At 70.7% G+C, this 11,654-nt stretch carries 12 protein-coding genes; 7 read left to right on the forward strand and 5 right to left on the reverse strand.

Features of this window, described 5'->3' with window-relative positions; translation table 11 throughout:
• Positions 1-60: 60 nt before the first annotated feature.
• The gene (locus ABN273_RS33740; RefSeq protein ID WP_349453134.1) at positions 61-1,392 is read left to right on the forward strand and encodes an RNA-guided endonuclease InsQ/TnpB family protein; all 1,332 of its coding nucleotides are present in this window, start codon (positions 61-63) and stop codon (positions 1,390-1,392) included.
• A 56-nt stretch (positions 1,393-1,448) separates the two neighbouring features.
• Here the strand turns inward: ABN273_RS33740 and ABN273_RS33745 are convergent, their stop codons facing one another.
• The 3 genes from ABN273_RS33745 to ABN273_RS33755 are packed head-to-tail and all read right to left on the reverse strand — an operon-like array spanning position 1,449 to position 4,844.
• The gene (locus ABN273_RS33745) at positions 1,449-2,225 is read right to left on the reverse strand and encodes a carbon-nitrogen hydrolase family protein (protein WP_349453135.1); all 777 of its coding nucleotides are present in this window, start codon (positions 2,223-2,225) and stop codon (positions 1,449-1,451) included.
• A complete protein-coding gene (locus ABN273_RS33750; RefSeq protein ID WP_349453136.1) occupies positions 2,185-3,144 on the reverse strand; it encodes a DUF418 domain-containing protein in 960 nt (319 codons plus the stop codon). Before ABN273_RS33750 ends, ABN273_RS33745 begins: the two co-directional genes overlap by 41 nt.
• Complete coding sequence (locus ABN273_RS33755) at positions 3,141-4,844, reverse strand: alpha/beta hydrolase (protein WP_349453138.1); 1,704 nt, start codon at positions 4,842-4,844, stop codon at positions 3,141-3,143. Before ABN273_RS33755 ends, ABN273_RS33750 begins: the two co-directional genes overlap by 4 nt.
• A 25-nt stretch (positions 4,845-4,869) precedes the next feature.
• On the opposite strand from ABN273_RS33755, the gene ABN273_RS33760 reads away from it, so the two are divergent.
• From ABN273_RS33760 to ABN273_RS33770, 3 genes are all read left to right on the forward strand, one after another.
• On the forward strand, positions 4,870-6,036 hold the full coding sequence (locus ABN273_RS33760) for a pyridoxal phosphate-dependent aminotransferase (protein ID WP_349453139.1): 1,167 nt from the start codon (positions 4,870-4,872) through the stop codon (positions 6,034-6,036).
• Positions 6,037-6,247: 211 nt separating this feature from the next.
• Complete coding sequence (locus tag ABN273_RS33765; protein ID WP_349453140.1) at positions 6,248-6,451, forward strand: CopG family transcriptional regulator; 204 nt, start codon at positions 6,248-6,250, stop codon at positions 6,449-6,451.
• A complete protein-coding gene (locus ABN273_RS33770; protein WP_349453141.1) occupies positions 6,448-6,828 on the forward strand; it encodes a type II toxin-antitoxin system death-on-curing family toxin in 381 nt (126 codons plus the stop codon). The genes ABN273_RS33765 and ABN273_RS33770 overlap by 4 nt, the downstream gene beginning before the upstream one ends.
• 12 nt (positions 6,829-6,840) lie before the next feature.
• Here the strand turns inward: ABN273_RS33770 and ABN273_RS33775 are convergent, their stop codons facing one another.
• Both ABN273_RS33775 and ABN273_RS33780 read right to left on the reverse strand, forming a co-directional pair.
• Complete coding sequence (locus ABN273_RS33775; RefSeq protein ID WP_349453142.1) at positions 6,841-7,938, reverse strand: FUSC family protein; 1,098 nt, start codon at positions 7,936-7,938, stop codon at positions 6,841-6,843.
• Between the two features lie 86 nt (positions 7,939-8,024).
• Positions 8,025-9,074 carry an FUSC family protein gene (locus tag ABN273_RS33780; RefSeq protein WP_349453143.1) on the reverse strand — a complete coding sequence of 350 codons (1,050 nt, stop codon included), beginning with the start codon at positions 9,072-9,074 and terminating at the stop codon, positions 8,025-8,027.
• Between the two features lie 247 nt (positions 9,075-9,321).
• On the opposite strand from ABN273_RS33780, the gene bar reads away from it, so the two are divergent.
• From bar to ABN273_RS33795, 3 genes are read left to right on the forward strand one after another with little or no spacing between them, the layout of a single operon-like run.
• Positions 9,322-10,413: a barbiturase gene (bar, locus tag ABN273_RS33785; protein WP_349453144.1), complete on the forward strand. Its 1,092-nt coding sequence runs from the start codon at positions 9,322-9,324 to the stop codon at positions 10,411-10,413.
• 21 nt (positions 10,414-10,434) lie between these two features.
• Positions 10,435-10,968, forward strand: a complete 534-nt coding sequence (locus ABN273_RS33790; RefSeq protein WP_349453145.1) for an SseB family protein — start codon at positions 10,435-10,437, stop codon at positions 10,966-10,968.
• 49 nt (positions 10,969-11,017) lie between these two features.
• Positions 11,018-11,611: a prepilin peptidase gene (locus ABN273_RS33795; protein ID WP_349453146.1), complete on the forward strand. Its 594-nt coding sequence runs from the start codon at positions 11,018-11,020 to the stop codon at positions 11,609-11,611.
• The last annotated feature ends 43 nt before the right edge of the window (positions 11,612-11,654 follow it).

The raw sequence follows: 11,654 nt of genomic DNA on the forward strand, positions 1-11,654 counted from the left end.
GATGATAATGTGTTCGAGTCGGTGAGACGCAAGTGTCCCGTGGGAGAGGGGGTGTTTCGCGTGTTGGCGGGTCGGAAGTACCGCCTGGAGTTCGACTTCGGGCAGCGGGCGTTCGCCGAAAGGCTGGGTGGGATCTGCCGGGCCGTGTGGAACACCGGTCTCGAACAACGGCGGGAGTACCGGCGGCGCGGGCAGTGGATCACCTATGCCGAGCAGTGCAGGCAGCTCGCCGAGGCGAAGAAGGACCCGTACTGCGACTGGCTCGCCGACGCCCCCGCCCAGGTGATCCAGCAGACCCTCAAGGACCTGGACGAGGCGTGCCGCAAGCATGGCACGTGGAAGGTGCACTGGAAGGCGAAGGCGAAGTGGCGGCCCTCGTTTCGGTTCCCCACCGCCAAACACCTGCCGGAGCGGATCGGCCGCAAGTGGGGGCGGGTGTTCCTGCCCAAGTTCGGGTGGACGCGGTTTCGGATGTCGCGCCCGCTCGGGGGGAGCGTCAAGTCCGCGACCGTGTCCCGGGACGGCAGGCACTGGTTCATCAGCTTCCTGGTCGATGATGGGATCGCCGAGCGTGAGGAACACGCCTGCCCTCAATGGGCGGGTGTGGACCGGGGGGTGGTCACGGCCGCCGTGACCTCGGATGGGGAGTTCTTCGACCGCCGCCACGCCGGAAGCGACGGTGTTTCCTCCCGCCAGTTGCCGCGGGAGAGGAAGCAGGCCCGGGAGGACGATCTCGGGTATCTCACGCCCGGCGAAGCGGAACGGTATCTGCGGCTGCAACGCCAACTCGCCCGCACACAGAAGGGATCGAAGCGGCGCAAGACGGTTGTGGCCGCCATCGGTGAGATCATGCGGCGGGTCCGGTGGCGGCGCGCTGACTTCAACGCCCAAGCCGCGCACCGGCTCACCCGCGTGTACGGGCATGTGGTCATCGAAGACTTGAACACCAAGGGCATGAGCGCGGCCGTCAAGCCGAAGCCCGACCCCGACCAGCCGGGCCGGTTCCTGCGCAACGGCGCGGCGGCGAAATCCGGGCTCAACAAGGCGATTCTGGACAAGGGCTGGTATGGCCTGGAAGTCGCCCTCCGCTCCAAGGCCCGCTACACCGGCAGTGTCATCCATAAGATCAACCCCGCGTATACGTCCCAGACGTGCCCGGAACCTGCGTGCGGGAAGGTGGATGAGAAGAGCCGCAAGAGCCAAGCGATCTTCTCCTGCACTTCTTGCGGGCACACCGAGCACGCCGACATTGTCGGGGCGAAGAACATCAAGACCAAAGGACAGGCGGCCGGGCTGGTCGTCTCAGGGCGTGGAGACCCACCCGGGTCCGCGAAACGTCAAGCACCCCATTCCACAGCACGAGCCGCGCAAGCGGCACGAGCTGCCGCATAGCGGCACGGGAATCCCCGTCCCTAAAAGGCGGAGAGCAGGTCAAGATCCGCTGAACCTCAGAGGACCCGGTGTTCGAGGCACGGCAGGGTGGATCTGGCGGCGGCCGTCCATTCGTGATCCACCCGCACGACCTGCGTGCCGGGCGCCGTGCCGAGATCGGCCCGGATCACGCCCAGCGGGTCGACCAGCATGCTGCGGCCCACGCCGAAGCCGTCGGACGACTCGGCCGGGTTGGGCGCCTGGCCGACGGCGGCGGTCCACATCGTGTTCTCCAGCGCCCGGGCCCTGACCAGGGTGACCCAGTGGTCCTCCTTGAGCGGTCCCGAGCCCCAGGCGGCGATCACCGCGAACAGCTCGGCGCCCTTGTCCACCAGCGCCCTGGCCAGCTCGGGGAAGCGCACGTCGTAGCAGGTGATGAGGCCGATCCTGAGCCCCGCGAGCTCGACCACGGCCGGCTCCGCGCCGGGCGCGACCAGGTCGGACTCCTTCGCGCCGAACGAGTCGAACAGGTGGATCTTCCGGTACGCCGCCCGCACCGCGCCCTGGGCGTCGATGGCCACGGCCGTGTTGTGCACCCGGCCCTCGCCCGGCTCGAAGACCCCGGCGATCACCGACAGCCCGTGCTGCCTGGCGGCCTCGGCCAGACCGGACACGAACGGGCCGTCCAGCGGCTCCGCCAGGTCCGTGATGCGCCTGCCGTAACGGGTGAGCGTGGCCTCGGGGAAGATCGCCAGGTCGGCCCCCTCGGCTCTGGCGAGCGCCTCTCTGGCCCGCTTGAGGTTCGTGGACGGGTCAGGAGAGACGGGGATCTGGCAGAGGGCGATTGCGGTCACGGCTCGACTCTAGCCGGTTGGGCATCGGCCGGAACCAGGTCAGGCACCGCCAGATCCACTCGAGGGGGCCGTACCTGAACCTGCTCAGCCACCACCTGCTGAGCAGCACCTGCCCGGCCACGGTCACCGCCGCCAGCGCCACCACCGACCAGCGGGTCGGGTCAGCGTTCAGCAGCGGGGCGGCCAGGGCGATCACCGCGGTGCCCGACACGTAGTTGGTCAGCGCCATCCTGCCCAGCGGCTCCAGCACCGCCGACAGCCACGGCCGCAGGACGAGCAGCAGCCCCAGCGAGTACGCCGCCGCGCCCGCCAGCGCCGCCACGCTGTAGGCGATCCAGGCGTACGGGCTCGCCTGGGCGTGCCCGCTCGCCTCCGCGGCGCGCATGCTCGCCCAGGCGGCCGTCAGCAGCACGGTGGCCAGCCCCGTGACCGCGAACGAGGGCAGCAGCAGCCGCCTGGGCGGACGCAGCTGGTACAGCCCCATGCCGAGCAGGAACAGACCGGGGATCAGATAAGGCCCGCCGCCCACCTTGAGCCCCCAGGCCGTCGCCGCCAGCCCCAGCAGCAGCACCGGCAGACCGCCGGCCAGGAAGGAGGCGGGCAGCAGCACCGCGGCGCCGTAGACGGCGTAGTCGGTCAGCACCTCGCCCTCGTAGAACAGGTGCTGGACCTGCCCGAGGCAGAACAGCCAGAACAGCCTGCTCACCAGCGCCCGGCGGCTGTTGCCGCGCAGGAACAGCATGAAGCTGATGCCGAACAGCAGCGAGAAGATCGGGTAGAACCGGCTCTGGAACAGGGCCTCGATGGTCCAGTCGACCCCGTTGCGCACGCCCTTGTCGGTGTGCTGCCAGGTGTTGACCAGCATGATCCCGCCCACCGCGAAGCCGCGTAGGGCGTCGAGCTCACGGATGCGCGTCACAGGAACCAGATGAACCACCATACGAGGAATCCGGCGCCGATGGCGGCCGCCGCGCCCTGTGGCCACCGCCGGTCGCGAAGGAGCGCCGCGGCGGTCAGCACGGCCGAGGCGGCGGCGATCCAGGTGTAGCCGACGGCCGCGCCGGGCACGCCGACGGCCAGTGCGGTCTCGTTCCTGCCGGCCAGGGCGTGGACGGACTGGCCGACCAGCCCGGCGAACGCCACGCCGGCCAGCCCGCCGAAGGCCGTCAGGGCCCTGCCCTTGAGCGCGCCCGCGATCAGTTGGATGAGGGAGACGAGCGCGAACAGGACGAAGGGCGCGGCCAGCCAGGGCGACTTCGAGATCTGGTACGGGGCGGCGGTCACGTGCAGGTCGCCCACTTGCCTGCTCGTGTCGTCGAGGCACGGCGAGGCCGTGTTGCCCGCAGGGGCGGCGAGGAACTCGACGATCTTGCGGCGGGCGCAGGCGCTGGACAGGAAGACGGCATGGGAGGCGCGGGGGAACTCCTCGAAGCGGGCGCCGGGGAGCGCCTCGGCCGCGGGCCTGCTGGTCCTGGTGGGGGTGGTCGGGTCGTACTGCCCGCCCAGCATGTACACGGGGGCCTTGGTGGTGGCGTTGACGGGCTTGGCCTTGGGCAGCTGCCAGGCATCACACACCGCCTTGTCCCCATTTATGGTGAAAAGTCGGGATTTTGGGGTGAATGTGTTGAACGGGACCTCGTCCTGGCACTGCACCGCGTGATACAGCCCGAACTCGTGCGACACCAGCCCCCCGCCCACGGCGTCGGCCAGCGGCTGCAGCAGCTCGTCGTGGCCCTTGGCCAGCGCGCCGACCATCGCGGGCGCGACCGCCGCCACGTCCGCCTCGTGCAGCGCCTCAGCCATGATCGCGGCCAGGTCGTCGCCGCTGACGCGCGCCGAGAACGTCTTGCCGAGGATCGGATCGGTCGCGGTCACCTGGGCGGGTCTGGCGTTGAGCCGGGCGGTCGCGGCGTCGAACGCGTCCTTCATGCCGAGCGCGGCCACCGTGTCCGCCAGGTTCCTGGCGGCGTCGTCGTACCAGTTGACGCTCTCCGGCAGGTACGAGTCCAGCACCACCGACCGCACCCCCTTGGGGTCGGCGGCGGCCACGTCCATCATGACCCTGGTGGAATAGCTGACGCCGAACAGGTTCCAGGACTCGTACCCGAGCTGCTCGCGTAACGCGACGACGTCGGCCGCGATCTCCTTCGTGTTGTATCCCCGCAGGTCGACGCCCTCCTCCCGGAGCCTCGCCCGGCACCGGCCGGCGGCCGCCGCGAGGTCGGCGGGCGGCTGCCTGAGCTGCCCGAGCAGCGCCTCGGCCGTCTCGGGGCAGCCGAGGGCCGGCTCGGAGTACCTGCTGCCGCGCTGCTCGACCGTCACCACGTCGCGATCGGGGAACATCTGGCTCAGAAACCCGATGAGCTGCAGGGAAGCCGAAGCCGGGCCTCCGCTCATATAGACGACGGGATCCGGTTTCCGGTCCTTGGCGGTCGAGGTGCGGACCGCGTACCCCACGTTGATCTTCCTCTCAGGGGCGTCCCTGCGCTCGGGAACCTCGAGGAAACCGCAGGTCGTATTGGGCGGCAGGTCGACCGCGCAGGGGGGCAGGCCGACCCCTCGCGAGGTCCCGACGGGGGGAACGGCCAGGGCGAGGGCGAGCACAACCCGGATGATCACGGGACGAGACTAATAGTGTGGGGTCGTGACCGAACCACTTGTTGCCAGGATGCGTGCCTTCGGCACGACGATCTTCGCGGAGATGAGCGCGCTCGCCGTCGAGACCGGATCGATCAACCTCGGCCAGGGCTTCCCCGACACCGACGGACCCGCGGCGATGCTCGACCGCGCGGTGCAGGCGATCACGTCGGGCGCGAACCAGTACCCGCCGGGGCCGGGGCTCCCGGAGCTGCGCCGGGCGGTCTCGGAGCACCGCGCCGCCCATTACGGCCTCTCGTACGACCCGGCGGGCGAGATCCTGATCACGGTGGGGGCCACCGAGGCCATCGCGGCCGCCGTGCTCGCCCTGTGCGAGCCGGGGGACGAGGTGATCGCCTTCGAGCCGTACTACGACTCCTACGCGGCGTCGATCGCGCTCGCCCAGGCCCGGCTGGTGGCCGTGACGATGCGCCCGGTCGAGGGCCGCTTCACGTTCGACCCGGACGAACTGCGCGCCGCCGTCACGCCCCGCACCCGCGCCATCCTCGTCAACTCGCCGCACAACCCCACGGGGACCGTGTTCACCCGCGCCGAGCTGGCGGTCATCGCCACGCTCTGCCAGGAGCACGACCTGGTCGCGGTGACGGACGAGGTGTACGAGCACCTGACGTTCGACGGGGTCGAGCACATCCCGCTGGCCACGCTGCCCGGCATGCGCGAGCGCACGGTGATGATCTCCTCCGCGGGCAAGACGTTCTCGGTCACCGGCTGGAAGACCGGCTGGGTGTGCGCCCCTCCCGCCCTGGTCTCGGCGGTGCAGACGGTCAAGCAGTTCCTCACGTTCACGGCGAGCGCGCCGTGGCAGCTGGCGGTGGCCTACGGGCTGCGGCACGAGCTGGAGTGGGTCTCCGCCCTGCGCGCGGGGCTGCAGGACAAGCGCGACCGCCTCATGGAGGGCCTCTCGGCCGCCGGATTCTCTGTCTTGCGGCCTTCTGGCACGTACTTCGTCCAGACGGACATCCGCCCCCTGGGCTTCTCGGACGGCCTCGAGCTCACGCGCCGCCTCCCGGATCTCGCCGGCGTGGTGGCCATCCCGACCCAGGTCTTCTACGACCACGCCGAACGCGGCCGCCACTTCGTCCGGTTCGCCTTCTGCAAGAAGGACGAGGTCATCGACGAGGCGGTAACCCGCCTCAAGCACCTGTCCACCTGACCCCTCCGTCGAACACGCGGCACAGTACGGCGACATCGAGGCCATGGCCCATTCCCCGGCACCCGCACGGTCCTCGCGGTCGGCAGGCTGAGCGCGCGCGGCTGGTCGCGGGCGGCCCCGTCGCGGAATTCAGTGTCAACGGAGAGTAGTGGAGGGTAAACTGATGGTGGTGGTATCGCGGTGATACCGCCTCCGACCTACGATGGGGGGCATGGCTATGACCCTTCGCTTGACCGACGAGCAGACCGAGGCCCTCCGTAAGCGCGCCGAGTTCGAGGGGCGCAGCATGCAGCAGATCGTGGTGGCCGCCGTCGAGGAATACCTGGCGCGGCACGCCGCCGACGAAGAAGTTCGCCGGCTCGGCGCCAAGTCGAGGGAGCGCTGGCGAACAGTCCTCGATCGGCTCGGCGAGTGACCCGCTACCTCACTCTGGAGCAGGTCCTCGAGCTCGCGGAGGCGGAGCTCGGCGACATTCTCGCGGTCCGTGATCTCGGCCTGCTCGACTCGGCCGTTCACCGGCCGAGCTCCGCCATGTTCGGCCAGGAGGCCTATCCCGACCTGATGACGAAAGCCGCCGCTCTCCTGCAGTCGCTAGCGGTCAATCATCCGCTCATCGACGGCAACAAGCGGCTTTCCTGGCTGGTGACGGACGTTTTCCTGCGGTTCAACGGGATCGAGCTCGACACCGACGACGACTCCGCCTACGACCTCGTCATCGCCGTCGCGGCCGGCAAGCTGACCGAGGTGGACGAGATCGCGGACGTCCTGCGTACCTTCACGACACCATCCTGAGTGGCGCGCGCCTCAGCTCCGGCTGCTCTCGTTGCTGGCCTCGTCCAGCGGCGTCAGTGTGTCCGTGGCGGCCTCGTGCTCCATCCCGGTCGCCTGCAGCAGGTCGACGACCACCGAACGCAGTTGCGCGATGATCACGTGCGCCGAGAATCCGAGTCCCTCGGGCCGTTCCCGGGCCGCGACGGCCAGCAGCGCCTGGCGTGCCAGCGTCGGTTCCCGGCCCGCCCCGAGCTCCAGTTGCAGCAGCAGCGCCGCCTCCGAGACCTCGCGTAGCGCCTCCGCCAGGGCCGCGGGCGGCGGGCTGGCCTCGCCGAGCGCGGCCAGGGTGCGCCTGGCCAGGACCCGCGCGTTCCGCAGCGCCAGGTCCACCGGCACGGCCGCGGTCTCGTAACGCGCCAGGCTGGCCTTGCGATGCCAGTGCAGTGGCGAGATCAGCGTGATCTCCTTGGCGGTCTCCAGGGCATGCGCGTACTCCTCGACCGCGTCCTGCGTGCTGCGCGCCTCCTCCAACGCCTCGGCCGCCAGGTCCACGTTCCGCTTCTCGATCGCCTCCGCGGACCGCTCCAGCACCGTGGACAGCGCGTCGAGCACCCCGGACAGGTGCTTGGCCGCGATCGTGAACGGGCTGGCGGGCAGCAGGGCGACCGCCATGACCCCGATGATGCCCCCGGTGAGCGCGTCAGCCATCCGGTCCAGCCCTCCGGCGCCGTCGCTGGGCACCAGGGTGGCCACCAGCACGGCCGACGACCCGGCCTGCGCGACGAACAGCGCCCCGCTGTTCAGCAGGACCGCCACGGTCATCGCGAGCGCCACCACGAGCGCCAGCTGCCACGGGCCCGAGCCGATCCAGGACACCAGCAGGTCGCCGATGCCCACCCCGAGGCTGACGCCGATCACCAGCTCGGCGACCCTGCGCAGCCGCTGCCCGAGCCCGACGCCCACGCAGATCAGCACGGAGATCGGGGCGAAGAACGGATGTGGGTGGCCGAGCAGCTCGATGGCGATGAGCCAGGCCAGTGCGGCACCGACCGCGCACTGCGCGATGGACGGCGCCATGAGGCCGAACGTGCCCAGTCGTTCCTTCACATGATCGCTGAGCCTGGTTCGCACCCTTCCACCTTGGCGGATCTTTGTGACGTTGAGGTCACATTTGCCCCATCTAAGTCCTTTTCATCGGAGGTTGTGCCTTTTCTCGCTTAGTCAGGAGAGGCGCTCTCGGCCTGGTCCTCTTGGTCAAGCGGCGGCAGGGCCGCCAGCGCCTCCTTCCGGTCGGTGCCGGTCGCCTGGAGCAGGTCCACGATGATCGACCGGAGCTGGGCGATCATCACGTCCGCGGAGAAGCCCCACCGCTCGGACCCTTGCCGGGAGGCCACCGCCAGGATCGCCTCGGTGACCTTTTCCGGCGAGCGTTCGGCGGCCAGCTCGTCTCGCAGCATGAGCGTCGCGTCCGCCAGCTCGCCCAGCGCGTCGGGCAGCCAGGGCGGGAGCGGGCTGGAGCCGTCGAGCGCCACGATGGCCCGTCTGGCCAGCACCCGCGCGTTCCTGAGCGCGTGATCGAGCGGCACGGCCGCCTTCTCGTACCCCTCCAGGCCGGGTCGGCGGTAGCGGTGCAGCGGCGAGATGGTGGCGATCTCCCTGCTCGTCTCCAGCGCCTGCAGGAACTCCTCCACCTTCGTCTGGCTGCCCCGCGCCGCGTCCAGCGCCTCCGCGGCCAGTCTCGCGTCACGCTTCTCGATGGCCTCGGCGATCTGCCGCAGCGCGTCGGCCAGCGCGCCGAACATCCCCTTCGCGTGCCGCCTCGCGAGCGCGGACGGGCTGGCGGGCAGCAGGGCCACCGCCGCGAGCCCCACGAGGCCGCCGACCAGGGCGTCGACCATTCTGGCGAACCCGCCGGCACCGCTCGGCGGCAGGAGGGTCGCGACGAGCACGGCCGAGGAGCCCGCCTGGAGGACGATCAGCGAGCCGCTGTCCAGCAGCACCGCCGCGACCATCGCCATCGCCACCACGAGCGCGATCTGCCACGCGCCCGAGCCGATCCACGACACCAGCAGGTCACCGACGCCGACGCCGACGCTGACCCCCGCGACCAGCTCCACCACCCGCCGCAGCCGCTGGCCCAGCCCCACGCCGATGCAGACCACGACCGCGATGGGCGCGAAGAACGGGCGGCTGTGGCCGAGCAGATCCTTGGCCACGAGCCAGGCGATCGCGGCGCCGACCGCGCACTGGCCGATGGAGGGGGTCATCAGCCTCAGCCTGCTCAGGCGCTGGTGTACGTGCATGTCAAACACGCATCTACCTTGGCCCGCAAACGTGACACTCGGGTTACAACCCGATGAGATCGGGCGGCTCAGCCGCTCAGCAGCGGTGGCCCTGAGCGTACCTTGACATCGTCGGCGGCGTTCGTGGGCAGACATTGACCATGTGTCCCGCCGACCGGCTCGGCTAGCGTCGCCAAGGCGGGGAGAACCGGTAACGGAGAAGGGGCGTCACATGCCGGACCCGATTGAAGTGCGCAAAGTGCCGATCGAGAGCGTCACCGACGCCTCGGGCCTGTCACGGCTCATCGCCGACGGGGTGATCGAGGCCGAACGGGTGCTCGCCGTCATCGGCAAGACCGAGGGCAACGGCGGCGTGAACGACTACACGCGCATCCTCGCCGACCGGGCCTTCCGCGAGGTGCTGGCGGAGCACGGGCATCCGTCGCCGGACAGCGTGCCCTTGGTGTGGTCGGGCGGCACCGACGGTGTGCTCAGCCCGCACGCCACCATCTTCGCCACCACTGCCGACGCGCCGCCCTCCGACGAGCCGCGGCTGTCGGTGGGCGTGGCGATGAGCGAGGTGATCCTGCCCGAGGACATCGGCAGGCCCGCCATGGTGGAGAAGGTCGCGGCAGGCGTACGCGCGGCCATGAAGATCGCGGGCATCGACGACCCGCGCGACGTCCACTACGTGCAGACCAAGACGCCGCTGCTCACCCTGGCCACCATCACCGACGCCAAGAGCCGCGGCCAGGACACCGCCATCGAGGAGACCGGCCCCTCCATGGACCTGTCCAACTCCACCACCGCCCTCGGCATCGCCGTCGCGCTCGGCGAGATCGACATGCCGAGCGCCGACCAGATCCACAAGGACCTGTCGCTGTACTCGTCCGTGGCCTCGTGCTCGTCGGGGGTGGAGCTGGACCGGGCGCAGATCGTGCTGGTGGGCAACGTACGCGGCATCGGCGGCCGCTACCGCATCGGCCACAGCGTCATGAAGGACGCCCTCGACGCGGACGGCATCTGGGCGGCCGTCAGGGACTCCGGCCTGCCGCTGCCGGAGCGCCCGCACCCCTCGGATCTCGGGGGACGGCTGGTGAACGTGTTCATGAAGTGCGAGGCCGACCCGTCAGGGCGGGTGCGGGGACGGCGCAACATCATGCTCGACGACTCCGATGTGCACTGGCACCGGCAGATCAAGGCCGCGGTCGGCGGGGTGGCGGCCTCGGTCACGGGCGACCCGGCGGTCTTCGTCTCCGTCGCCGCCGTGCACCAGGGCCCATCGGGTGGCGGCCCGGTGGCGGCCATCTCGGACTTGGGGTAGCGCCCGGTAGGCTCGAGGGCTGTGCCGAGCATCCCGCGACCTCTCGATCCCCGCGACGACGGCAGCGCCGCGCCCGCCGTGTCGGCCGCGCTCGCCTCCTACCAGGCGGGCACGGCGGACGCCGCCGACGTGCTGAACGCCCTCAGCGGGGCCAGGCTGCTGGTGCCCGTGGTGGCGCTGCTGACCGAGAGCGAGGTCGGCGCGCACGGGCTGCGGCAGGAGAAGGAGAGCGAGATGGCGCTGCCCAAGCTCGTCGGGGCGGACGGCAGGCAGGCGGTGCTCGCCTTCACCGGTGCCGACGCGCTGACCAGGTGGCGTCCCGACGCCCGGCCGATCCAGGCCACGGCGCTGCAGGTGTGCCAGGCCGCCGTGCAGGAGAAGGCGGCGGCGGTCGTGGTGGACGTGGCGGGGCCGGTGCAGTTCGTGATCGAGGGAGCGGTGCTGGAGGCGCTCGCGGCGGTCGAGTCGGGGACCGTCGACCGGCTCGGCGGCGTGACCGTGGCCAGGGTGGAGCCCGCCCGGCGTCGCCGGTGGTTCTCCAGGAAGGGCCGCTGACATCCGCAATACGGCGCCGGTCGCGGGAGGGGCGCATTAGGGTCGGCTCGTGGTCGCACTCATGGCGCTCGCCGGGCTGATCTGCGGACGCCACATCAGGGCGCTGGCCGACGCCTACGACGAGGGCCCGGTCCACTACGACCGCCTGCCTGCGTGGTTTCCGGCCGTGGAGGTGGTGAGCGCCGCCGTGGCCGCGCTCGTCGCCTGGCGGATCGGGCTGCCGTTCGTGCCGTTCGCCTTGGTGGGCTCCGCCCTGGCGGTCGTCGACTGGCGTACCAGCCTGCTGCCCGACGCGATCACGCTCCCGGCGTACCCGATCATGGCCCTGGCACTGACGCCCACGGGCGAGCTCCCCAGGGCGCTGGCCGGCGCGGTGGCGCTCACGGCGGTGTACGGGGTGCTCTGGTTCGTCAGACCGGAGGCGATGGGGCTGGGGGACGTCAAGCTGGCCGGGCTCATCGGGATGGCCGCCGGGGCGCTGGGCTGGCAGGCGTGGGTCGTCGCGGCCTTCTGCGGGCACCTGCTCGGCGCCCTCTACGGCCTGGCCCTCCTCCTGACCGGGCGCGGAAACAGGCACACCCAGTTCCCTTTCGGGCCGTTCATGCTGCTCGGCGCGTTCACCACACTCTGTCTCGGCTGGTGAACGCGGGACATCTCACTAGGCAGCACGTGGAAGACTTGTACGC

This window comes from Nonomuraea sp. B19D2 (genome assembly GCF_040137845.1).
Lineage (GTDB): Bacteria > Actinomycetota > Actinomycetes > Streptosporangiales > Streptosporangiaceae > Nonomuraea.

What these genes read in the sequence shown, in the direction of transcription:
- ABN273_RS33765 (WP_349453140.1), top strand. Translation starts at nt 6,248, where the DNA reads ATGGCTATGACCCTTCGCTTGACCGACGAGCAGACCGAGGCCCTCCGT.
- bar (WP_349453144.1), top strand. Translation starts at nt 9,322, where the DNA reads ATGCCGGACCCGATTGAAGTGCGCAAAGTGCCGATCGAGAGCGTCACC.
- ABN273_RS33780 (WP_349453143.1), bottom strand. Translation starts at nt 9,074, where the DNA reads ATGACCCCCTCCATCGGCCAGTGCGCGGTCGGCGCCGCGATCGCCTGG.